General features: G+C 62.5%; 19 protein-coding genes. 7 read left to right on the top strand and 12 right to left on the bottom strand.

Features of this window, described 5'->3' with window-relative positions; all coding sequences use genetic code 11:
• Nucleotides 1–32 precede the first annotated feature (32 nt).
• The 7 genes from rseP to BM177_RS02640 form a co-directional block, all read right to left on the bottom strand.
• Nucleotides 33–1,178, bottom strand: coding sequence for an RIP metalloprotease RseP (rseP, locus tag BM177_RS02670; protein ID WP_091677115.1), 1,146 nt, complete (start codon nt 1,176–1,178; stop codon nt 33–35).
• Between the two features lie 204 nt (nt 1,179–1,382).
• The gene (gene dxr / locus BM177_RS02665) at nt 1,383–2,618 is read right to left on the bottom strand and encodes a 1-deoxy-D-xylulose-5-phosphate reductoisomerase (RefSeq protein WP_091677111.1); all 1,236 of its coding nucleotides are present in this window, start codon (nt 2,616–2,618) and stop codon (nt 1,383–1,385) included.
• A 212-nt stretch (nt 2,619–2,830) separates the two neighbouring features.
• Nucleotides 2,831–3,841, bottom strand: coding sequence for a phosphatidate cytidylyltransferase (locus BM177_RS02660; RefSeq protein WP_244532044.1), 1,011 nt, complete (start codon nt 3,839–3,841; stop codon nt 2,831–2,833).
• Nucleotides 3,838–4,611 (bottom strand): isoprenyl transferase, encoded by a 774-nt coding sequence (locus BM177_RS02655; RefSeq protein ID WP_091677595.1) that lies wholly within the window; start codon nt 4,609–4,611, stop codon nt 3,838–3,840. The genes BM177_RS02660 and BM177_RS02655 overlap by 4 nt, the downstream gene beginning before the upstream one ends.
• A gap of 215 nt (nt 4,612–4,826) precedes the next feature.
• Nucleotides 4,827–5,387 (bottom strand): ribosome recycling factor, encoded by a 561-nt coding sequence (gene frr / locus BM177_RS02650; RefSeq protein WP_091677591.1) that lies wholly within the window; start codon nt 5,385–5,387, stop codon nt 4,827–4,829.
• Nucleotides 5,388–5,607: 220 nt separating this feature from the next.
• A complete protein-coding gene (pyrH, locus tag BM177_RS02645; RefSeq protein ID WP_091677107.1) occupies nt 5,608–6,342 on the bottom strand; it encodes a UMP kinase in 735 nt (244 codons plus the stop codon).
• 116 nt (nt 6,343–6,458) lie between these two features.
• Entirely contained in the window at nt 6,459–7,256 is a 798-nt protein-coding gene (locus BM177_RS02640; protein ID WP_091677104.1) for an invasion associated locus B family protein, read from the bottom strand.
• 397 nt (nt 7,257–7,653) lie between these two features.
• Here BM177_RS02640 and BM177_RS02635 point away from each other — a divergent pair, with 397 nt between their 5' ends.
• The 4 genes from BM177_RS02635 (at nt 7,654) to BM177_RS02620 (ending at nt 11,123) form a co-directional block, all read left to right on the top strand.
• Nucleotides 7,654–9,444 (top strand): extracellular solute-binding protein, encoded by a 1,791-nt coding sequence (locus BM177_RS02635; protein ID WP_091677587.1) that lies wholly within the window; start codon nt 7,654–7,656, stop codon nt 9,442–9,444.
• A gap of 269 nt (nt 9,445–9,713) precedes the next feature.
• Nucleotides 9,714–9,944, top strand: coding sequence for a hypothetical protein (locus BM177_RS02630; protein WP_244532042.1), 231 nt, complete (start codon nt 9,714–9,716; stop codon nt 9,942–9,944).
• 225 nt (nt 9,945–10,169) lie between these two features.
• Nucleotides 10,170–10,550 carry a hypothetical protein gene (locus tag BM177_RS02625; RefSeq protein ID WP_175492465.1) on the top strand — a complete coding sequence of 127 codons (381 nt, stop codon included), beginning with the start codon at nt 10,170–10,172 and terminating at the stop codon, nt 10,548–10,550.
• Between the two features lie 216 nt (nt 10,551–10,766).
• Nucleotides 10,767–11,123: a redoxin domain-containing protein gene (locus tag BM177_RS02620; protein ID WP_091677095.1), complete on the top strand. Its 357-nt coding sequence runs from the start codon at nt 10,767–10,769 to the stop codon at nt 11,121–11,123.
• On the opposite strand, the gene BM177_RS02615 is transcribed toward BM177_RS02620, so the two are convergent.
• Nucleotides 11,098–11,718: a DUF502 domain-containing protein gene (locus BM177_RS02615; RefSeq protein ID WP_091677091.1), complete on the bottom strand. Its 621-nt coding sequence runs from the start codon at nt 11,716–11,718 to the stop codon at nt 11,098–11,100. The two genes, BM177_RS02620 and BM177_RS02615, sit on opposite strands and share 26 nt — an antisense overlap.
• 814 nt (nt 11,719–12,532) lie before the next feature.
• On the opposite strand from BM177_RS02615, the gene BM177_RS02610 reads away from it, so the two are divergent.
• The gene (locus BM177_RS02610; RefSeq protein WP_091677580.1) at nt 12,533–13,087 is read left to right on the top strand and encodes a thioredoxin family protein; all 555 of its coding nucleotides are present in this window, start codon (nt 12,533–12,535) and stop codon (nt 13,085–13,087) included.
• 33 nt (nt 13,088–13,120) lie between these two features.
• A complete protein-coding gene (locus BM177_RS02605; RefSeq protein WP_244532041.1) occupies nt 13,121–13,927 on the top strand; it encodes an SPFH domain-containing protein in 807 nt (268 codons plus the stop codon).
• Between the two features lie 194 nt (nt 13,928–14,121).
• On the opposite strand, the gene BM177_RS02600 is transcribed toward BM177_RS02605, so the two are convergent.
• From BM177_RS02600 to BM177_RS02585, 4 genes are all read right to left on the bottom strand, one after another.
• Nucleotides 14,122–14,763, bottom strand: coding sequence for a Spy/CpxP family protein refolding chaperone (locus BM177_RS02600; protein ID WP_091677085.1), 642 nt, complete (start codon nt 14,761–14,763; stop codon nt 14,122–14,124).
• Nucleotides 14,764–15,092: 329 nt separating this feature from the next.
• Complete coding sequence (locus BM177_RS02595) at nt 15,093–16,037, bottom strand: ATP-grasp domain-containing protein (RefSeq protein ID WP_091677081.1); 945 nt, start codon at nt 16,035–16,037, stop codon at nt 15,093–15,095.
• Nucleotides 16,034–16,759: a hypothetical protein gene (locus BM177_RS02590; RefSeq protein ID WP_091677077.1), complete on the bottom strand. Its 726-nt coding sequence runs from the start codon at nt 16,757–16,759 to the stop codon at nt 16,034–16,036. The genes BM177_RS02595 and BM177_RS02590 overlap by 4 nt, the downstream gene beginning before the upstream one ends.
• Nucleotides 16,760–16,765: 6 nt before the next feature.
• A complete protein-coding gene (locus BM177_RS02585) occupies nt 16,766–17,293 on the bottom strand; it encodes a hypothetical protein (RefSeq protein WP_091677072.1) in 528 nt (175 codons plus the stop codon).
• A gap of 530 nt (nt 17,294–17,823) precedes the next feature.
• Here BM177_RS02585 and smc point away from each other — a divergent pair.
• Entirely contained in the window at nt 17,824–21,279 is a 3,456-nt protein-coding gene (smc, locus tag BM177_RS02580; RefSeq protein WP_091677068.1) for a chromosome segregation protein SMC, read from the top strand.
• Nucleotides 21,280–21,297 lie beyond the last annotated feature (18 nt).

Below are 21,297 nucleotides of genomic sequence, written 5' to 3'. Positions count from 1 at the left end.
TCATCGTGATTTTGTTTTGCCCGGAAAGCCGATCAACCCAATCGCATCAATTGCCGCGTGAGGCGCAAGATGTCGTTGTAGGTGGCGAAAAACATCAACCCCGCCACGAGGCTGATGCCGACCCGAAAACCAAACTGCTGCGCCTTTTCGTTCAGCGCTTTTCCGCGCGCGGCTTCGACGGCGTAATAGAACAAATGGCCGCCATCGAGCAGCGGGATCGGAAGCAGGTTCAGAATTCCCACTGAAATCGACAGAATTGCAGCGAGGTTGAGCAAGGCCGCGAGGCCGATCTTCGCCATTTCCCCCGACACTTCCGCGATCCGGAGCGGTCCGGACAGCTGATCCGTGGATTCCTTGCCCATCACGAGACCGCCGAGATAGGACCCGGTCCGTGAGACGATATACCAGGTCTCCGCATTGGCGCGCAGGAAGGAATCGGCGAGGCTGTAATGTTCGACATGCCAGTTTTCAGGCTTGCCTTTCGCCTCGACGCCCAGAACTCCGACGCGGGTGGTCCCGAACGGCGTGACGACGTCCTTCCGGCGCGGCGTCGCGACGAGGTCCAGCTGTTTTCCCTCACGCTCGACCCTGAATGTCAGCATGGCGTCGCTGGAAGTCTGGACGACGCGCTGCATGTCCTCGAAGCTTTTGATCTTGTTTCCGTCGATCGCCAGGATCAAATCTCCTGGCTCGAAGCCGGCGGCGGAGGCCGCGCTCTCCGGGGCGACGTTTTCCACGACGGGCAGAAGCATGCCCCGGCCGCTGACATAAAAAATGCCGGTGAAGATCACGATCGCCAGGATAAAGTTGGCGACAGGACCGGCGACGACGATCGCGGCGCGTTTCCAGACATTCTGGGCGACGAACGTCGTCGCATGCTCTTCGGCGTTCATTGAAGCCGCCGCCGCTCCGTCAGGCATCGACGCCCCGTTCGCATCGCCGTGGAATTTGACGTAACCGCCCAACGGCAGAGCCGCCAATCTCCATCTCGTGCCGTGCCGGTCATAGAAGCCAAAAATTTCAGGGCCGAAGCCGAGCGAAAACGCGTCAATCCTGACGCCGCACCACCGACCAACGAGGAAATGGCCAAGCTCGTGAAAGAATACGACCAAGCTCAAGACGAAAATAAAAGGTATAATATAACCTGCTAGAGACGCGAAATGCGTTAGAATCGACATCGAAACTCCTATCGAGACCGGAAACTCCTGACCAAACCTTAAAATCCGAAATGAAGAGAAGGATTCTTAGCCATTGCGGACGTTTTAAACTCTCAGCAAACCCCGGGCCATACGGCGCATACGCTGCGCTCGAGGCGTTCCCTCTCGCGAGTGTCCTTCGGCGACAGGCCTGATGGAGCAAACGGCTCCGCCGGCTGCTCGCAACTAATGCCCAGAAAAATGGCGCCCGTAGGACTCCGCCAGAAGGCCCCGCGTTCGCTCCCGCACAATCCGATCGATGGCGAGCGCATCGGCGACGCACTCGGGTTCGCGAGCAACGCCATCGGACAACGCCGAATCGCACGCCTTCTCGACAAGCTTCGCAATATCGTGGAATGAGATCAGCCGATTCAAAAAGGCTTCCACGGCAATCTCATTCGCTGCATTTAAAACAGTGGGGAGGCCCCGCCCGGTTCGCAAGGCCTCCAGCGCGACGCGCAAGGCCGGAAAGCGGCCAAAATCCGGTTTTTCGAATGTCAATTGCCCGACGGTGGCCAGATCGAGACGCCTTGCCGCGGTCTTGATGCGGTCCGGATAGGACAGGCAATGCGCGATCGGCACCTTCATGTCCGGCGCGGCGAGTCCCGCCGAGACCGATCCATCCGTGAACGCGACAAGGCCATGCACGACGGATTGGGCGTGGATCAGAATATCGAGGCGCGCCGCCTCGACTCCGAACAGATAATGAGCCTCGATCACCTCAAGGCCCTTGTTCATCAGCCCGGCCGAATCCACCGTGACTTTGGGACCCATGGCCCAGTTGGGATGATTGAGCGCCTGCTCGGGCGTCGCCCTGGCGATGGCTTCGCTGGTCCAGGTCCTGAACGGGCCGCCGGACGCCGTCAGCGTGATCATTTCGATCGAGTCCAGCGTCGCGTCGCCCATCGCCTGGAAAATGGCGTTGTGCTCGCTATCGACAGGCAGCAGCCTCGCCCCGGAAATCGCGGCCTGGCGCATGAACGCCGGCCCCGCGCAGACGAGGCATTCCTTGTTGGCGAGCGCGACGGTCCGCCCCGCCGAAAGCGCGGCATAAGTCGGCTCCACCCCGGCGCTGCCGGCGATCGCGCCGATCACGACGTCCGCCGGCCGCAACGCCGCCTCGACGACCGCGTCCGCTCCCGCCGCGGCCTCGATCGAGGTCCCTGCCAGAGCGTCCTTGAGATCGCCAAATCCAGCGGGATCGGCGAGCGCCGCGAATTTTGCCCCGAGTTTGCGGGCGACGCGGGCAAGGGCTTGCGGATCGCGGCCTCCGGCGACCGCCTCCACCCGAAAGTCGCCGTCGGCGCCCGCAATGATATCGGCCGTCGAGGTTCCAATGGAGCCGGTGGCGCCGAGGATCACGACGCTGCGCGGCTCACAATCGGACGCCTTCGCGCGCCGGAACTCGAGGACTGTCTCCATAGAGATAAATTCACTTTTCTGTCTTTTGGAGCCATTTCAGCCGACGCCTGCCGGGATCTGGAACGCACCCGGAGACGCGGCGCAGACAATGACGACCAATTGGACGACCAACTGGGACGGCGAACTGGCGGGCGGGCAAGCATGGCGGAGCCACCGCGCCAAGCTATCGCAAAACGCGCCCGACGCAAATCATCCCAATCCAAACATCCCGATCACAGCATATGTCGCGACGCCGCGACCAGGGCCGCGCAGGCGGCCGCCGCGGCGAATCCGTCAAGCCGGTCCATGAATCCGCCATGACCTGGAATAAGGACGCTGGAATCCTTGACGCCGAAGTAACGCTTCACCCACGATTCGAAAAGGTCTCCGCCTTGCGAGACGAGCGCTGTGAGAAGGCCAAGACCAAACAATTGCGGGGTCGCGATCGAATGGCCAATTCCGCCGAACCCGACCGCCGAGCCGATGAGCGCCCCGGCGAACACGCCAAGCAACGTCCCGGACCAGGTTTTGGAGGGGGAGATCTGCGGCCACAATTTCGGTCCGCCAATCATCCGGCCGCCGAAATAGGCGAACACGTCCGTCCCCCAGACGGTGGCGAAGAGCCAAAGGATAAATCCGGCTCCGAAAGCCGCGGAATGATAGAGCGCCGTGACTGAAACCAGCAGGGCGCCCGCATAGGCCAATCCCGCGAAAGCCCAGATCCGACGCCCCTGCCCGGCCGTTGACGCGGCGAACACGCCGCCGAGGGCGATAATGTAGCTCGCGAAGCCAGGCGAACCCTTGCTGGCGAACTGACCCGCAAGAACCAGCGCGAGGCCGGCGATCAGGATGCGCGGAAGCAGCCGGGCCGTGGCGATGATGCTTTGCCATTCGTAAACGATGGCGAAGGCCGCGGCGAGCCATATGACCGAGAAGGCCTCTCCTCCCAGCCAAACCGATCCCAGAGCGAGCGCCATCAGAACCAGGGACGAGGCCGCGCGCGGGAGCAAATCGGACATTTTTTTCGACGTGGAGAGATCCTGCGTCGGAGCATAGTGGGCGGAATATGGCGGAGCCGCTGTCGTCAGCGCCGCATGCAGCTTCTCGGCAGGCGCGTCGCCGGTCTCGTTCCCTGTCTGCGCGGCGGACGTGGCCGTCGGCTTGCCGTTCGGCAAGCTCGCTTTTGCGCCGGACTTGCCGTTCGCGTTGGAGAACCGGACCGGTTTCCCTCGTGCCTTGCTCATGATTTGACTTTATCAGCTTGACCGCGCGCCGTCACCCCGCCGAAGCGGCGCTCGCGCTCTGAAAACACATGAAGCGCGGACGCGAACGCGCGCCGGTCGAAATCGGGCCAATGCATCGGCAGGAACACGAATTCGGAATAGGCCGCCTGCCACATCAGGAAATTCGAAAGACGCTGTTCGCCCGAGGTCCTGATGATGAGGTCGGGATCTGGAAGCCCGGCGGTGTCGAGCCGCTGGGCGAGGAGAGTTTCATCGATGTCGGACGCCTTGACGCGGCCAGCCAGGACGTCTTCGGCCAGAGCCCTGGCCGCCGCCGCGATTTCCTGCCGGCTGCCGTAATTGAAGGCGACGATCAGGGTCAGGCCCGTGTTGGCTCGGGTCATGTCCTCGGCCTCGACCAGCAAGGCCCGGATGTCGGGTTTCAGATTATCGCGCGCGCCGATCACCCTGACCTTCACGCCAGCCTTATGTAAATCCTTGAGATCATTGCGAATAAAGCGCTTCAGGAGGCCCATCAGATCGGTGACTTCCTCAATCGGCCGGTTCCAGTTCTCCATCGAGAAGCTGTAGACCGTCAGATAGTCGAGCCCGAAATCGATTGCTGCCCGAACCGTCTCCCGCAGAGCCTCAAGCCCGCGCCTGTGCCCTTCGATGCGCGGCAGGCCACGGCTCGCCGCCCATCGGCCATTGCCGTCCATGATGACGCCGACATGAGCGGGAATTTCCGAAAGGCGCGGCCGCAGTTCGAGCCCCCCTTCAGCCGTGAGCATGCTTGCTGTCGTGATGGCCCGGTGGCCCGCAGCCGTTGGCATGATTCTCCGCCGCCTCTCTAAATCTTCAACAGACTTTCCCGCGGCCGCTCTCGGTTCGCAGGATGGACTATGATCGTTCGTTTCCGGAGCGCAATGAAATTCAACTGTCGCAGATCGCCAGTCAACATCGGCCCGCAATCGGCGGCGCGATGATTATCGCAAATCTTCATGAATCAAACCTGCATGATTTCCTTTTCTTTTGCCGCCAGCGCCTGGTCGATCTCGTTGACGCTCTGATCGGTCAATTTCTGGACTTCGCCTTCGTGCCGCTTTTCATCGTCTTCGCTGATGATTTTGTCTTTGAGCAGTTTCTTCAACGTGTCGAGTCCGTCGCGGCGGACGTGGCGAACGGAGACGCGGGCGTCCTCGGCGTATTTATGGGCGACCTTGGCCATTTCCTTGCGCCTCTGCTCATTCAGTTCTGGAATGCGAATGCGCAGAACCTGGCCTTCGACGGTGGGAGACAAGCCGAGATTCGCATTGCGGATCGCCTTGTCGACGGGACCGACCATGGCTTTGTCCCAGACCTGTACGGAAAGCATCCGCGGTTCGGGGACGCTGATCGTGGCGACCTGATTGAGCGGCATCGACTGCCCATAGGCGTCGACATGAACCGGTTCGACAAGACTGGCCGTGGCGCGGCCGGTGCGCAGCCCTCCCAGATCATGTTTCAAGGTCGAGATCGCGCCTTGCATGCGCCGCTTCAGGTCGGGAATATCGAATTCTGCGCTCATCATGAAACCCTTATCGAAATCGTGCGGTTCCCGCTGCGCCCAGACTGCCGCAGGCATGTTTCAGCACTTGCGCTTCGGCCGACGCCCGGGCCCCGACAGTCCGCCGCGCCTCTCCCCGGACGTCGCTGCGGCGAAAGGCCGAAGGCAAGACCTCATCTTCCTGAAAAAGCAAGCCCCTGCTCTTGAAAAATCCCTCCTGGGCCCCGCCGCCCCCCGGAATTCAAGGCGAAACGAACGTCGCTCTTCCTTTTCCCTGAAGCGCGGCGCAAATGGCCCCGGCGTCCAGGATGGAGAAAACGAGTATCGGAATTCGGTTCTCCCGCGCAAGCGCGAAAGCGGCCGTGTCCATGACAGCGAGGTTTTTGGCGATCGCCTCGTCGTGGGTCAATTTTTCATAACGGGTTGCGGTCGGATCGCGCTTCGGATCGGCCGAATAGACCCCATCCACTTTCGTCGCCTTCATGATGAGATCGCAGGAGAGCTCGGCGCCGCGCAAGGCGGCCCCTGTGTCGGTCGTGAAGAAAGGGTTTCCGGTCCCTCCGGCAAGAACCACGATCCGGCCCTTGGCGAGATGGTGCAGCGCGGCCTGCCGCGAATAGGCCTCGCAGAGCGAGGGCATCGGCACCGCCGACAGGGCGCGGGCGCTCTGGCCCTGTTTTTCGATGGCGAATTCCAGCGCCAGCGCATTCATCACGGTCGCAAGCATGCCGATGGAATCCGCGCGCGCCCGCTCGATGCCCTTGTCGGCGCCCGCGATCCCCCGGAAGAAATTGCCGCCGCCGACGACGACCGCCACCTCGACCCCGAGCGCGGCGGCGTCGGAAAGATCAATTGCGATCCGGGTCAAAGTCGAGGAATCGAGGCCATGGCTTTCGCCGCCCATCAAGGCCTCGCCCGACAATTTGACGACAATTCGTCGCCAAGGCTCGGCCTTGCTCCGATCGGGTCCGGTCATATTGAGCAGCCTCTGTCCTTAAGCAAGCCGAACATGTCCTCAAGCGTGCCAAACAGGCGAAGCGCGAGCCGCAACGGCGCGCGCCCCGGATTCATGGGGTTCAGGCGCGGCGAAGCTTATGGCTTCGCGGGAGCCGCCGGCGCCGCCGGAGCAGGATTGGCCGCGTCGGGCTTCGCCGCTTCAAGGCGTTTGCGCTCGTCTTCCGCGCGCTTCTGCAATTCGGCCTGAAGTTTCTTTTGCTGCTCTTCAAGCACCTTCGGATCGATCGGCGGCCCGTCGAAAGCCTTGCCGAAACCGGCCAGCGGAACCGTGAAGGTGATCTGGTTGCCGACCTGATTCTTCACAGCGACGCCCAGCAGCGTCCCCTTTTTCAGCTCGTCGATCGTCGGTCCCTTGACTTTTGATTCCGCGAAACAGCCATTGGGAAAGCAGATTTCGAAGGCGCCTTCCTGCGGCTGGCCTTTATCCACGAAGAACCGGAAGCCGGGACGCAGCATCAGACCGACCGGAAGCAGCAAACGGACGACGCGGGTATCGTCGCCTTTGACGTCATAAACCGCAAGAGCGAGAACCGGCTGCTGATCGGCCTGGGCGCTGAAATCGCGCGTCGTGTAGCAAATTTCCTTGTTGGCGGCCTGATCCTTGCCGCAAACCTTCGTCCAATCGTTCTGGGTTGGCTGCAGATCGACCCGGAGGGGACCCTGCGGCGCCTGCCCCTGGGCCGCGTCGCCCTGCGCAGGCTGGCCTTGAGCAGGCTGGGCCTGGGCCGGTTGAGCTGCCGGAGCTTTTGGCGCGGCCGCGGGCGCCGCCGGCTTTTTCGCGGGAGGAGCCGCTTGCGCGAACGCTTCCCCACCGCCAAGAAGGACTACGCCGGCCAGAACAGCCGCGACACCACGCTTCAACGAAAACGGCATACGATATCCTTTCAAACGATCGATCTTGAAAAGGCCGGGCAGGAAATCGACGCCGACCGGCGGAGGTCCTCGTTCAAGAAGCGCCGCAGTAACCGCGAGGAGACAAAGCCGACATTCCAGGCCGCGTCAAGAACGCCATATGCTTCACGCTTTGAAATGTCACAGATTTGACTGCTGGTCTGGGTTACGCCGCTGGAATTGCGCTTGTTCGGCCGGTCGCACGGCGCTTGAGTTCGGGAAAAAAATGCGCAACAGCATTCCAGGATTTCCAATTTGCCCCGGAGCGGCCGCCAAAGGCGACGGCGGCGGCGGCGCAGCGGGCGCTGACCGAGCGATGAACACGCAATTGATTCGGGCCGCCCGCCGCATCTTGCGCGCGATATTCGTTTTCTGCGCGATGTTCGTGGTCTTCGCGGCGGGCGTGAATGGCGCCGGAGCGGAACCCGCCGCCCTCGAGGGCCCCCGTCCGGCGATCGCGATGCATGGCGAACCGGCCCTGCCGGCCGATTTCGATCACCTTCCCTACGCCAACCCGAACGCGCCGAAAGGCGGGCGGCTCGCGATCGGGTTTCTCGGCGCGTTCGACAGCCTCAATCCGTTCAACCTCAAAGCTGGGTCAACGGCTCAAGGGCTCAACGGCAACGTGTTCGAAACCCTGATGACCCGCTCGCTCGACGAGCCTTTCACCCTTTACGGCCTGATTGCGCAATCGATCGAGACCGGCCCCGACCGCTCGTCCGTCACGTTCAGGCTCAACCCGCGCGCCCATTTTTCCGACGGCGCGCCGATCACCTCGGCGGACGTCCGGTTCACATTCGAACTCCTCAAAACGAGGGGGCGCCCGCAGCAGCGCGCGGCCTATTCCCTGGTGAAGTCGATCGACACGCCCGACCCGCAGACGGTGCATTACGAACTCGGCGGGGCGAGAGACCGGGAAATGCCGCTGACGCTCGCGCTGATGCCGGTCCTGGCGCGCCACAAAATCGATCCGGTCAAATTCGACGACGCAAGCCTCGACATCCCGACCGGCTCCGGGCCTTACAAGATCGTCTCCGTCAAGCCGGGCGAACGCCTGATCCTGCGCCGCGATCCTGATTACTGGGCGAAGGATCTGCCGATCCGCCGCGGCCTCTTCAATTTCGACGAGATCGACATCGAATATTTCCGCGACTCGAACAGTCTGTTCGAGGCGTTCCGCACCGGGCTGCTCGATTTTCGCGAGGAGACGAATCCCGGGCGCTGGACGACCGGATACGATTTTCCCGCCATGCGCGATCATCGCATGACGCGCGCCGCCCTGCCGAGCGGCGGCCCCAAGGGCATGGAAGGCTTCGTCTTCAATATGCGCCGGCCCCTTTTCGCCGACGTGCGTGTCCGCGAGGCGCTCGGGCTTCTGTTCGACTTCGAGTGGATCAACGCCAATCTCTACGACGGTCTCTACAGACGGACGAAAAGCTTTTTCGACGAATCCGAACTCGCCTCGACCGGGCGCCCCGCGAGTTCAGCCGAGACCAAGCTTCTTGCGCCTTTTCCAGGAATTGTCCGCGAGGATATTCTCAAAGGCGAGTGGAGTCCCGCGCAAACCAGCGGGTCGGGACAGGACCGAGTGGAGCCACGGCGCGCCCTCGAACTCCTGCAGACGGCCGGATACGCCCTCGACGGCGGACGCCTCGTCAAGGACGGCGAGCCTCTCGCCTTCGAGATCATGGTCAAGGACCGCAATCAGGAGCGCCTCGCGCTGAATTACGCCGATTCGCTCGCCCGCATCGGCGTCGGCGTGAAAGTCCGGCTCGTCGACGAGGTCCAGTACCAGCGGCGGCGCCAGAAATTCGATTTCGACATGATGATCGGCTCCTGGCTGGCCTCGGCCTCGCCCGGCAACGAACAACGCTCGCGCTGGGGCTCGGCCAGCGCGTCCCAGGAAGCCTCGTTCAATCTCGCCGGGGTCAGGTCGCCGGCCGCCGACGCGATGATCGAGGCGATGCTGTCGGCGAACAGCCGGGAGGATTTCATCGCCGCCGTGCGCGCCTACGACCGGGTGCTCCTGTCAGGCTTTTATATCGTGCCTTTGTTCCATTCGCCCGATCAATGGGTGGCCGCGTCGACAGCGCTCGGGCGGCCGGAGCAGCTGCCGCATTACGGGCCGCCCACCGGCGGGGCGACGCTGGATACGTGGTGGCGGAAGTAGGCTGGGGCGTCTCCAGACGCTCCGCGCCCCACTTGGACGGCGAACCGGGGACATGAGTTTCCCTTTTTGAGTATTCCGCCCGGATTGTCACAGATCCTTGTTTCGACGCCCCCGAAGGCGGGTCCAACAGGCCGTCTGGATCATTTTCATCCTGCGACATTCAGCATTCACACGCCGCGGCGCCTTTCATCGGCGAACGCGCAAGCAGGAATAGTTTCGAACCGAAACGCTCGTCGATCGTTAGCTCCACGTTAACTGGAGACGAAAGCATGGCTAACGCGACAATGAACCCAACAGTGAACTCAAAGGAAAACGCAAAGGAAAACGAAGGTGAAGGCAATCGCTCGGCGGCGCGACGATACAACGAGGAAACCGAAAAATTTTCGCATTCCGGCAAAGTGAAACCCGCCGCCGACGAGGCGAAGAGAGCGATCGAAGGCGATGAAAAGGAAGAGTTGAAGCAGGCCGAAAAAATCGGCGAATCCCACGCGAAGCGATGATTTCGCGTTATGAAGAAAAATTTGGCGCAACGAAGTTACGAGCGAGCGGATCACTGAGAGCTCGCCTTATTCCCCTCATGGCGAAACATGTTGTCTCGCATAGCCGGGGTTTCAATTCATTCCGCGCAACAGACCAAATTTCTTATCATAACCAATCTCTCAACCTGGTGATTGATGCAGAACACTATTTCCAAGGCCAATCAGAGAAAAAATAGGGGGTCGATGATGAAGTTTACGCCAATCCTTGCCGCGATTTCGATAAACGCGATGATCGGCTTCGCGCTCATGCAAGGGACAGCGCTTGCGCAAGACAGCTCGAATTCATCGGGGTCTGAAGACAAATCTCTCGCCCCAGAAATCGAAGTGTGCCGGGCGAGCGGCCTGATTGCGCTGAAGGAACGCTCTTCCGCCGTCAAGGATGTGACTCTCGACCTCGATAGTGTGAGACTGATCAAGGTTAATTCGAAGATCGCCAGCACCGACGTCAAGGCGATCGTTCTCGCGGACGTCAACGTCGAAAAAAAGAAATCCGACAAATCCCAGAATTTCATCTGCATCGTCGGTGAAAAGGGAAAAGTTCTGCTGACCGTTTTCAGCGATCAATGATTCCGCGGCGGTAAGCTGATCCTGCGGCGACAGGAATTCTTCTCTCCGCAATAACTCCAAGATACAACCAAGATACAACAATGCGCGCGCCCTGACGCTGGCGCGCGCCTTCCCTGCAACCACACGCTCCCAGTTTGCAACCATCCTACCGGCGATGTAAGCTGCATCTCGCTTGGTGGGTAGGCGAGCCCGCCCGCCGCAGGAGAATGCCGAGCCATGGCTGCGACCGTCACCTCGATTGTTCTCGACACGCCCGCGCCGGATTTCACCCTGCCCGCCACGGACGGAAAATCCTATTCGCTCGCCGACATCGCGGGTAAAAATGGCGCGGTGATCGTCTTCATCTGCAATAATTGCCCTTACGTCAAAGCCGTCATCGACCGGCTTGTGACGGACGCAAGCGCGCTGATCGCGGAAGGAATCGGCTTCGCGGCGATCTGCTCCAATGACGTCGCAAGCCATCCTGAGGATTCCTTCGCCATGCAGGCCTTCGCCAAGGCGCACGGCTTTCCCTTCCCCTATCTGCACGATGAATCAGGGGAGCCTCTCAGTCAATTCTGTTTTTCAAAGTAAGATCTTTTGGCAAGAGATTGGCGAGGCCGCGCCCGGACTGTTCAAGGCAGGCAAGTGCGTCTTGATAAGATATATTGAGCAGGCTGACGTGGTCGGCGCTGACAATCCACACCACTCCTGACAAAGGGTCAGGCGCGCCGGGCATAAACACGGCAACTTGGCCGTCGTTGAAGGCGTCGGCAAGGAACCCAACCTGCCATCCATTCTGCATGCGCACCAGGACCGGCTTGAGGTCTTCATTTGTCTTCGCCTCCAACCCCGCCAAGCGATCAGTGTATTTACGAACCGCGACGTAGGGAGGCAGTTTGTTCAGGACTTTGTCTTCGAGGAACGATACTGCATCCTTTTTAATCGACAAAGATTGCGCCAACAGCCCTGCGGCGAACGCCGCCAGCACCAGCAATGAAGCCCCGATTACATAGACGGCGATAACCGCCTCGCCTTTGGGGAGAGGAAGTTTTTCCGCCAATGGCGCCACACTGTCGACAGCGATCTTGCCAGCCTTGACGACTATGACGAGAACTGCCGCGAAGGGGAGCAAAAAAATAGCTCCTCCGAGCACCGTTGTTTTCACAAAGTCGAAAATTTGCCTCATGACACCTGCGTGTTTGGCGAGGCTTGCTTTCCTTACAACCGCAAAATACCCCGCCGACGGGACCCCACGATGAACTCGAAGGCTGGTCGTTGGAGTGGCTGCGGGCGCTCGCCCGCAACCATCTGATACACTCGACACTCGCTTTGGAAATTGCCGCGTTCGGCAGTTACCATCGTCACGGTTCAGTAGGTGTGGCGACGGACTGTCCGGCGAGCGGTGCGGCGCGCTGCACGACGGGCATACAGCGCTTTCTCAACGAAGCTGGGGGATGCGTCAACTGACGCGACCGCTTCCGTGCAGGCTCGCGAATAGTTGGCGGGGACGACGGCTTGAGCGTGTGTTGCAAACATTCCTACTAGCACTGCTCCTGATGCCGCAAGTGCAAATCTGTAAATGATCAGTTTCTTCATTTCTTATCTCCTCCCTTTCACGACCAATTCCAGAAGAAAGAACCGTGAACTTGGCTTTACTTGGCCATTTTGGCGCGTCGCGCTACACAATTAAGACAGAATTTTGAGTGCATGACCAGTTGTTATTTTTGTCATCACTGTGAGTGAAAATAGATATCGCACGGCTCTAGATATCTGGATGGTTCCGGGATTAAGTTTTCGCAAAGAGCACCTTTGCAGGAGTAATTTTGAATACTGTGCTTTTTCAAGAATTTTGCGCGCGCGACCATATCGATGGAAAAACAGGTAACTCGTGCGGAGATCAGGAAAAATTCCTCGCGGTAATCGCCCTAAAATTCAAGCTGAGCCTTAAGTCGGACGGGAAATATCGGATATATTGGAGACTGACCCAAGGGATCCTCACCATGGCCGCAACCGTTGCCTCGACCATTCTCAACATTCCCGCGCCGGACTTCCGCCTGCCCGCTACGGACGGAAAGACCTACGCCCTCGCCGATATCGCGGGCGAAAAAGGGACCGTGATCGTCTTCATCTGCAACCATTGCCCCTATGTCAAAGCCGTCATCGACCGGCTCGTGGCGGACGCCCGGACATTAATGACTGAGGGAATCGGCTTCGCCGCGATCTGCTCCAACGACGCCACAACGCATCCCGAGGATTCCTTCGCCAACATGCAAAAATTTGCGAAAGCGCATGAGTTTCCGTTTCCCTACCTTCACGATGAATCACAGAAAGTCGCGCATGCCTATGGCGCGGTCTGCACGCCGGATTATTTCGGCTACGGCCGCGACCTGAAACTGAAATATCGCGGCCGTCTCGACGAAGGCCGGATCGACCCGCCTCCCCCTGGCGCCCGCCGCGAACTCGTCGAGGCCATGCGCGCCATCACTCGCGGCGAGGCGGCACCGGATCAGCATGCCTCCATCGGCTGTTCGATCAAATGGAAAGCCCACATGTAGCGCGGCGGCGCAAGGCGAGCCCGGCGGGAGGCGATGATGTTCCACAACGACGGTTTTGCCTCTGCCTATGAGATGGGACCTGGCGTTCCCTTGCAGTGGATCGCGCTGGCCGCGCTCGTCGTGCTTCTCCTGTTCGGCCTGCGCATCGCCAACCAGTACGAGCGGGCGGTTGTCTTCCGGCTTGGCAAATATGTCCGCACCGCGGGGCCGGGTCTGTTCTTTTTGATCCCGTTCATTGAATGGCGCTGGCGGGTGGACCTGCGCACCATGACGACCGAGGTCGCGCAGCAGGAGGCGATCACCCTCGACAATGTTCCGGTCAAGATCAACGCCGTGATCTGGCGCAAGATCGTCGATCCGAGCCGCTCGGTGATCGAGGTCGCCAATGTCGGCGAATCGGTCGTGCTCGTCGCCGTGACCGCGCTGCGCAACGTCATCGGCCAGCATACGCTCGACGACGTGCTGAAGGATCAGGACTCGATTTCAGCCGCTCTCGCCGCCTCGATCGACGCCGTCACCGAACCCTGGGGCGTCAAGGTCGAACGCGTGCAGATGCGCAATGTCGAGATCCCTGATTCGATGCAGCGGGCGATGGCGCAGGAGGCCGAGGCGCAGCGTGAGAAACGCGCGCGCCAGATCAAGGCGCAGGCCGAGGTCGAGGCGGCGGCGCTGCTGCGTCAGGCGGCGGAGACGATCATGCAAAGCCCGGCCGGGCTTGAACTTCGCCGGATGCAGATGATCACCGAGGTCGGCGCCGAGCAGAACACGATGACCATCATCATGATGCCGAGCGAATTCGTCGAAATGGCGCGGGCGTTGGGGGCGAAGGGAAGCGGGTGAGCGGGTTATTTGCTATAATCAGGACAGCGAGCCATCTACGATTTTTGAGCATGGCCCCGCCCTTACAACACACGTATTCAACACAAGGATTCAGAATGTTGGTCGCCATCCTGCGGCCCATGCGGATGGCGAGCGCGCCATCCGTGGTCATCTTCCGCAGTCATCTATTGAACTGAATCGTCTATTGAAGAGATTTACTCATCGTCGTCCGGCCCGTCGTCCCCGTGGCGCGGCCCGCCTTCCATCATCCCTTCATGCCCATGCATGCCGTCGTGGCCGGGACCTTCCATTCCCTCATGGCCGCCGCGCATTCCCATATGATCGCCCATATGCTCGCCCATCGGGCCGGCGCGATGGCCGTCCATCATCGCGAAGCGATGAAAGCCGTGCCCCATTCCATGCATCAGCACCGGCAGCCGATGTTTCTGGTCTTCCGTTAAAGTCGCATAGAGCGGCGCCGCGGCGGCGGCGATCGCCTGCATGTTCTGGCCGCGCTCGACGGCGCCTTCGCCGTGCTTGCGCAGACGGTCGATCATATTGTCCGACTGTGGCGCGTTGCCCCATTTCTCGCGCCGCTCCATCGCGGCTTTGGCGGCCGCGCGAACGGCGGCTTCAAGCGGCGGCCAGAGCTTCTCCTGGTCGGGCGTCAGCTTCAATCCGGTATGGATCGCCGCGACGCGGGCGTCGAAAAAGGCGGCGCGGTCAGCCGGCGTGAACTCGAAATGATTTTCCGACTTTGCCGGGGCGGAGGATTGCGGATCATTGGCCGCAGCGATGGCGAGGCCGGAGCCGGCGAACGCCAGAAGAGCCAGGGCGAAAGGCAAACGGGTTTTCATGGAAAAGCTCCTGATGTGGAATGCCCGATCGCATGACCAGCCCCCACCTTTGTCATGCCGGTCAGCGCCTCAGGGTTAGAGGAGGCGCGGGCGACCTTCAAATGAAGCTTTCGTCATTTTGCGGCGGCGGGAGCCGAACCTTGGCCGTCTCAGTTCGTCCCCTATCCTTATCGGCGCTCATGTCAGGATCGCCGGAGCCGTTGTCGTTGTCGTTGCATGTCTTGAGCGAGAGCGCTTTCGAGTCGATGCGGGAATGGCGTCGAGACAATCGTGTTGACGTTGAGGATCGCCGCCGCAAATGATGAACGCAATGTCGCGCGACGTCCCGTTCATGTCGATCGTGCGGGCGTAGCGCCAAGTCCCGCCAGATAATGCGCGAGGCTCGTCGCGATGGGCTGGTCGGCGTTGGCCTGATAATAAGAATAGGCGGGCGAGGGATTGACCTCGAAACAGGTGGCTTCGCCGTCCGGTCCGATGCGCAGGTCGATTCCCGAAAACGCAAGCCCGAGCCCCGCGGTCAGCGCGACGCACCGGTCCGCCAGTTCATCGGGGAGCGTTCGCGCGCGCAAGGTGGCGACTGAGCCGGAGCGGCGGGCGTAGCGGTAGTCGGTGACGTCGCTGAGGATTTCGGTCGCGTGAACGTCCTCGCCGACCACATGGACGCGCACGTCGACGCCGGGCACGAGCGCCTGGAACTGGACCGGGCACCAGCGGATGCTGTCGAGCCTGTCCAGGTCTTCATCGTCGAGAGTCTTCACGATCGAGCGCACGCCGCTCATCGACTTGTAGATGATGGCGCCGTGCTCCCTTCGGAATTCGAGGACCTCGCCGGGATCGTTGCTGATCAGGGTTTCGGGCACGCGGAAGCCATGGCTGGCGATCAGCTGGGCCTGATAGGGCTTCGAGCCGTTGGAGCCTTGTGGATCGGAGCGGTTGACGACGCGGGCGTCGGCGACTTCGAGCCAGCGGTAGAGCGTGTCGTGGATGGCGCGGGCATGGCGGCGGGCCGGCGAATCTTCAGGTTCGCCGTCCAGCTCCGGCAGCAGCCGGTCGTCCATGAGCCGGAAGTAGATCGCCGTGATCTCGCCGAGCCGGAACGTTTCGCCATGAAGTTGTAGCTCGCCGTCCACCCCGCCCCCGTCGATGCGCAGATCGATCGCGCAATCGGCGCATTTGCGCTGGTTGAACAGGCGATACTCGGCGCCGAGTTCGTCAAGCGCCTCGGTGAGGAGGACGAGCGGGCTTTCGCTCGGGATGCCGCCAAGGAGGATCATGACGTCAAAGCCTCCGCAAGCGAGTCGGCGAGGTCAGCGCCGCCGCCGGCGAGATCGGGGGTCACCGAGGCTCTCGTCATCCGCCAGGCCGCATCGACGTCGCGCGCGAACTCGACGCCAAGCAAGGTCGCGCCCGCCGCCCTTGCAAGCCGCAGACAGGACTCCTTGTAGGACCGGACGAGCTCGCCCGGTCCGACGACGCGGGAGCCAACGACGTGCAGCGTCGCGGCCGCCGGACCGGCCTGCCTTCGCCATGGCGCGGCCGGATCGTCCTCGCTGGTCTGCCTGTAGGGGGCGACCGGCAATCCGGCGGCGGAGGCGAGCGCCGCCCAGGCGGACGGATGACGCCAGTTTCCGCCAAGCCCTTGCGGCGTCGGAGGATTGAGTTTCGGGCCGGGCAACGCATGCAGCCAGCTCAGGTAAAACGCGAACATTTCCTGCAAGGCGTACTCGCAGTCCGGGCCGCCGATCGAACGCCGCCACGCCGCCGGCACGAACGACAGGCGGTTGAGCACGCCGCCCGTCTCCTTGCCGCGAAGGCGACCCCCGCCCTTGAAATGAAGCTCGCAATCGGCGCCCGCCGCTCCGACGCTATGGCGCCATCTCGTGACCGCGGCGAAATCCGCGCCTGTGAGCAGGAGGGGAGACAGCCCTCGCGCGCGCAGCGCCTCGGCGGCCCAGAACGCCGAGTGATCGGCTTCATCGCAAAGGACGAGGATCATCGGCGGCTAGCCTCCGGATTTCTTGGCGCCGGGCTCGGACGCCAGCGCGCCGCGGCTGAGATCGGGACGTTGCTGCGTCGAAATGAAATGCTGCAGCGAGGCGACGCTTTGCTCCAGCGCGCCGACGCGCTGATCGATCGGATCGCTCGGATTGAACGGTCCCTGGTTCTCGACGATATCCTTGGGATTGCCCTCGAAGATCTGCTTTTCCGGATTTTCGAGCTTCTGATTGATCTTGTCGAAATCCTTCTGGATTTTTTCCAGCTCCTTGTGCTCGTGCTTCTCGGGTTTTTCCTTGTGCTCGAATTTTTCGGGCTTTTCCTTGTGTTCGTGCTTCTCGGGCTTTTCCTTGTGTTCGATCTTTTCCGGTTTTTCCTTGATCTCCTTCTCAGGCTTTTCGAGTTTTTCCGGCTTTTCCTTGTGCTCGTGCTTTTCGATCTTTTCGAGTTTTTCCGGCTTCTCGATCTTGAAGGACTGTTTCTCGATCTGATCCTTCAGTTTCGGCGAGGCGGGCGTATTCGGAGCGTCGGGCATTTTTCTCTCCCTTTGCTGTTGTGTCGGGCCAAAGGCGTCCTGGCTTTCGCTGGCGCGAACCAGCGGCCTAGAGCGCTTTCCGATCGCATGAAGTCATGCGATCGATCAGAAATCGCTCCAGATTCAAAAGCTTGAGCATAGTCTTGTCGATTGGATTGATTCACTCCGATCGGAATATGCTCTAGCCAAGACGCGCCCGGTCAAAGTACGGGCGGCGGGAGAGCCGGTCGTCATTCATTCGAACGAGAAGCGCGCGTGGAAACAAAAAATCGCGAGGCCAATCGGCGGTCGCTTGCCGGCGGCGCGAGGCGCTTCTCCCCAGCTAAATCGGCGCCGCGCCTTGCCTTCGCCCCAAGGCCTGCGCCGTAATCGGTTCGAATCGAATCATCCGGCGATTCTTCGCCGACGGCGGAATTGGTTAACCGGACGTTAACGCGAATGGCGTAAAGAGGCTCTTGATCTAAAATGCGAAAATGGGCGCAAGGGCGGACCGGGGTCCGCCGCGAGAGAGTCAGCGCGAGAATTTCACCATGAAATTCACGAAACTCCGCATTGCGGGCTTCAAGACCTTTGTCGAGCCGACCGAGTTTTTGATCGAACCGGGCCTCACCGGAGTCGTCGGACCGAACGGCTGCGGCAAGTCCAATCTCGTCGAGGCCATGCGCTGGGTCATGGGCGAGAGTTCGTCGAAGAGCATGCGCGCGTCCGGCATGGACGACGTGATCTTTTCGGGCGGCGGCAACCGCCCCGCGCGGAACATGGCGGAAGTCTGCCTCGTCCTCGACAATACGAGCCGCACCGCCCCCGCCGCCTTCAACGAGTCAGAGATCATCGAAGTCTCCCGCCGCATCGAGCGCGAGGCGGGCTCTACCTACCGCATCAACGGCCGCGAAGCCCGCGCCCGCGACGTGCAATTGCTCTTCGCCGACGCGTCCTCCGGCTCACGCTCCCCCGCCATGGTGCGGCAGGGGCAGATCGGCGAAATGATTTCCGCCAAGCCGCAGGAGCGCCGCCGCATTCTCGAGGAGGCGGCCGGGGTCGCCGGGCTTCATTCGCGCCGGCACGAGGCGGAGTTGCGCCTGAAGGCGGCGGAGGACAATCTGGTCCGCATCGAGGACATCCTCCAGCAGATCGACTCCCAGGCGAAGGGCCTCGAACGGCAGGCGAAACAGGCCGCGCGCTACCGCAATCTCGCCGCTGAGATCCGCCGGCTCGAAGCCTTGCTGGCCCTCATCAACCACGAGGAAGCCACTCTGGCGCTCGGCCAGGCCGAAGCCAAGCTGACGGCCGACGCGCGTCTGGTGATGGAACGCGCCGAGGTTCAGGCGGGGGCCGCGAAGGCGCAGGCGGTCGCCGCCTATCATCTGCCGGGCCTGCGCGACGCGGAGGCCAAGGCAGGCGGGGAATTGCAACGTCTGATCATCGCCCGCGAGGCGCTCGAGGGCGAGGAGCGCCGCGCCAAGGCGAGGGCCGCGGAGCTGGAGCGCCGGATCGCGCAGATGACCGCCGATCTCGCCCGCGAGACCGCCCTGGTCGAGGACGCGGCCGGAGTGCTGGCGCGGCTCGACTCGGAAGCGCTGGAATTGACCGAAGCCTCCGCCGCCGAAGCCGGGATAGAGGTTGGCGCCCGCGCCCGGCTCACCGAGGCGGAGGCCGCACTCGCGATGGCGGAAAAGGCGCTCGCGGCGGCGCAGGACCGGCGCGCGGCGATGGAGGCGCGGCGGGTTTCCCTCGAGAGCGCCTTGCGGGACGAGTCCGTGCGTCTGGCGCGGATCGAAGACGGCCTGCGCAAAGCCCAGGACGAGCAGGACGCGCTCAAGGCGGCGTTGAGCGGCGAAGACGACCGCGCGATCCTCGAAGCCGCGCTCGAAAACGCGATCGAGACGGCCGAGACGCTCGAGGAGGAGGCGACCGAGGCCGAGGCCGCCCACGCCGCGGCCCGCAGCGCCGAAATCGAGACGCGGGGGCCGCTCGCCGAGGCCGAGCGCCGGGCGCAGAAACTCGCCACCGAGGTCCAGACCCTCTCGAAACTGCTTAACGCCGGCGCCGGCGGCTTCTGGCCGGCGGTCACCGAAGAAATCAGCGTGGCCAAAGGCTTCGAGGCGGCCCTCGGGGCGGCGCTCGGCGACGATCTCGACGCCTCGACCAATCCCGCCGCGCCCTCCCATTGGGCCAAGACCGACGCCGAAGGCGACCCCGCCCTGCCGCCCGGCGTCGAGACGCTGTCGAAGCGGGTCAGCGCGCCGCCCGCGTTGACGCGAAGGCTCGATCAGATCGGAATCGTCCTGCGCTCGGAAGGCGCGTCGCTGAGCCGCCTCTTGAAGCCCGGCCAGCGCCTCGTCTCGAAGGAAGGCGATCTTTGGCGCTGGGACGGATTCATTCAGGCCGCCGAGGCCCCGACTCCGGCGGCGCGGCGCCTCGCCGAAAAGAACCGTCTCGGCGACCTTGAGATCGAGGCCGAAGAAGCGCACGAGGCCGCCCTCGCCTTCAAGGACGCGGCGCAGGTCAAGCACGATCAGCTCGCCGCGGCGGCCGCGGCCGAGACCGAAGCCCGGCAACGCCACAAGAACGCGCTGCGCGATGTCGAAACCGCGCGTGAAAGAGCGGCGGCGGCGGAACGCAGCCAGGCGGCGGCGGCGGCCCGGCTTGCCGCCCTGGACGAAGCCTTGCTCCGCCTTCGCGCCGACCGCGACGAGGCGATGACGAAACAGGGCCAGGCCGAGATCGCCCTCGCCACCCTCGACGATTCGGCCGAACTGACCGCGAGCCTCGAAGCCGCCCGCGCCCTGGCGGCGCAGGAACGCGCCGCGGTGGCCGAAGCGCGGGGCGACGCGCAGACCCATGCGCGCGAGTCGCAGAACCGGGCCAAACGGCTGCAGGCGATCGAGGAAGAGCGCAAGTCCTGGCGCGTCCGGAGCGGCGGCGCCGGCGGCCAGATCGAAGCCCTTCAGGCGCGGCTGGAGGAAGCGGCGCAGGAAAACGAAAAACTGACAGAGGCGCCTGCCGCCTTTCTCGCCGCCCGCCGCCGCCTCTTGAGCGAAATCGAGGACGCCGAAGCCGCCCGCAGGGCCGCCGCCGACGCCCGGGTTGCGGCCGAGGCGGTTCTGGCCGCGACGGATCGCGACGCGCGCGCGGCCCTCGACGCGATGGGCGCGGCGCGGGAGGAAAAAGCGCGCAGCGAAGCGCGGGTCGAATCCTGGCGATTGCGCTGCGACGAGGTCTTGCGCGCGATTGCGTCCGAACTGAATTGCGGGCCGCAGGATCTCGCCGCCCTCGCCAAGGTGAACCCAGGCGACGCTCTTACGGGGATAGACGAGACCGCCAAACGCCTCGACGGACTGAAGCAGGAGCGCGAACGCCTCGGCGCCGTCAATTTGCGCGCCGAGGAAGAACTCAGCGAAATCGAGACCTCGAAGTCGAACCTCTCGACCGAACATTCCGATCTGACAGAGGCGATCCACCGCCTGCGCCAGGCGATCCAGAGCCTCAACCGCGAAGGCCGGGAAAGGCTCCTAAGCGCGTTCACCACCGTCAACGGACATTTTCAGCAATTGTTCACGAGCCTGTTTGGCGGCGGCTCCGCCGAGCTTCAGCTGATCGAATCCGACGATCCCCTCGAGGCTGGACTGGAAATTCTCGCCCGTCCTCCAGGCAAGCGGCCGCAGGTCATGACGCTTTTATCCGGCGGCGAGCAGGCGTTGACCGCGATGTCGCTGATTTTCGCGATCTTCCTGACCAATCCGGCTCCGATCTGCGTGCTTGACGAGGTCGATGCGCCGCTCGACGACGCCAATGTCGAGAGATTCTGCGACCTTCTCGACGAAATGCGGCGCAAGACCGAGACGCGGTTCATCACCATCACGCACAATCCGATCACCATGGCGCGCATGAACCGGTTGTTCGGAGTGACCATGGCCGAACGCGGCGTCAGCCAGCTGGTCGGGGTTGATCTTGGCGACGCCGAGCGCTTCCTCGAGGCCGGCTGAGGCCCAGGCGCCGCCGGA

The organism is Methylocapsa palsarum (assembly GCF_900114285.1).
Classification (GTDB): domain Bacteria; phylum Pseudomonadota; class Alphaproteobacteria; order Rhizobiales; family Beijerinckiaceae; genus Methylocapsa; species Methylocapsa palsarum.
This window is presented reverse-complemented; position numbering and strand designations above follow the sequence as displayed.

Bases quoted from the DNA above. Each gene is read 5' to 3' on its own strand.
- rseP (WP_091677115.1), bottom strand. From the start codon at position 1,178: ATGTCGATTCTAACGCATTTCGCGTCTCTAGCAGGTTATATTATACCT.
- dxr (WP_091677111.1), bottom strand. From the start codon at position 2,618: ATGGAGACAGTCCTCGAGTTCCGGCGCGCGAAGGCGTCCGATTGTGAG.
- BM177_RS02660 (WP_244532044.1), bottom strand. From the start codon at position 3,841: ATGAGCAAGGCACGAGGGAAACCGGTCCGGTTCTCCAACGCGAACGGC.
- BM177_RS02655 (WP_091677595.1), bottom strand. From the start codon at position 4,611: ATGCTCACGGCTGAAGGGGGGCTCGAACTGCGGCCGCGCCTTTCGGAA.
- frr (WP_091677591.1), bottom strand. From the start codon at position 5,387: ATGAGCGCAGAATTCGATATTCCCGACCTGAAGCGGCGCATGCAAGGC.
- pyrH (WP_091677107.1), bottom strand. From the start codon at position 6,342: ATGACCGGACCCGATCGGAGCAAGGCCGAGCCTTGGCGACGAATTGTC.
- BM177_RS02640 (WP_091677104.1), bottom strand. From the start codon at position 7,256: ATGCCGTTTTCGTTGAAGCGTGGTGTCGCGGCTGTTCTGGCCGGCGTA.
- BM177_RS02635 (WP_091677587.1), top strand. From the start codon at position 7,654: ATGTTCGTGGTCTTCGCGGCGGGCGTGAATGGCGCCGGAGCGGAACCC.
- BM177_RS02630 (WP_244532042.1), top strand. From the start codon at position 9,714: ATGGCTAACGCGACAATGAACCCAACAGTGAACTCAAAGGAAAACGCA.
- BM177_RS02625 (WP_175492465.1), top strand. From the start codon at position 10,170: ATGAAGTTTACGCCAATCCTTGCCGCGATTTCGATAAACGCGATGATC.
- BM177_RS02620 (WP_091677095.1), top strand. From the start codon at position 10,767: ATGGCTGCGACCGTCACCTCGATTGTTCTCGACACGCCCGCGCCGGAT.
- BM177_RS02615 (WP_091677091.1), bottom strand. From the start codon at position 11,718: ATGAGGCAAATTTTCGACTTTGTGAAAACAACGGTGCTCGGAGGAGCT.
- BM177_RS02610 (WP_091677580.1), top strand. From the start codon at position 12,533: ATGGCCGCAACCGTTGCCTCGACCATTCTCAACATTCCCGCGCCGGAC.
- BM177_RS02605 (WP_244532041.1), top strand. From the start codon at position 13,121: ATGATGTTCCACAACGACGGTTTTGCCTCTGCCTATGAGATGGGACCT.
- BM177_RS02600 (WP_091677085.1), bottom strand. From the start codon at position 14,763: ATGAAAACCCGTTTGCCTTTCGCCCTGGCTCTTCTGGCGTTCGCCGGC.
- BM177_RS02595 (WP_091677081.1), bottom strand. From the start codon at position 16,037: ATGATCCTCCTTGGCGGCATCCCGAGCGAAAGCCCGCTCGTCCTCCTC.
- BM177_RS02590 (WP_091677077.1), bottom strand. From the start codon at position 16,759: ATGATCCTCGTCCTTTGCGATGAAGCCGATCACTCGGCGTTCTGGGCC.
- BM177_RS02585 (WP_091677072.1), bottom strand. From the start codon at position 17,293: ATGCCCGACGCTCCGAATACGCCCGCCTCGCCGAAACTGAAGGATCAG.
- smc (WP_091677068.1), top strand. From the start codon at position 17,824: ATGAAATTCACGAAACTCCGCATTGCGGGCTTCAAGACCTTTGTCGAG.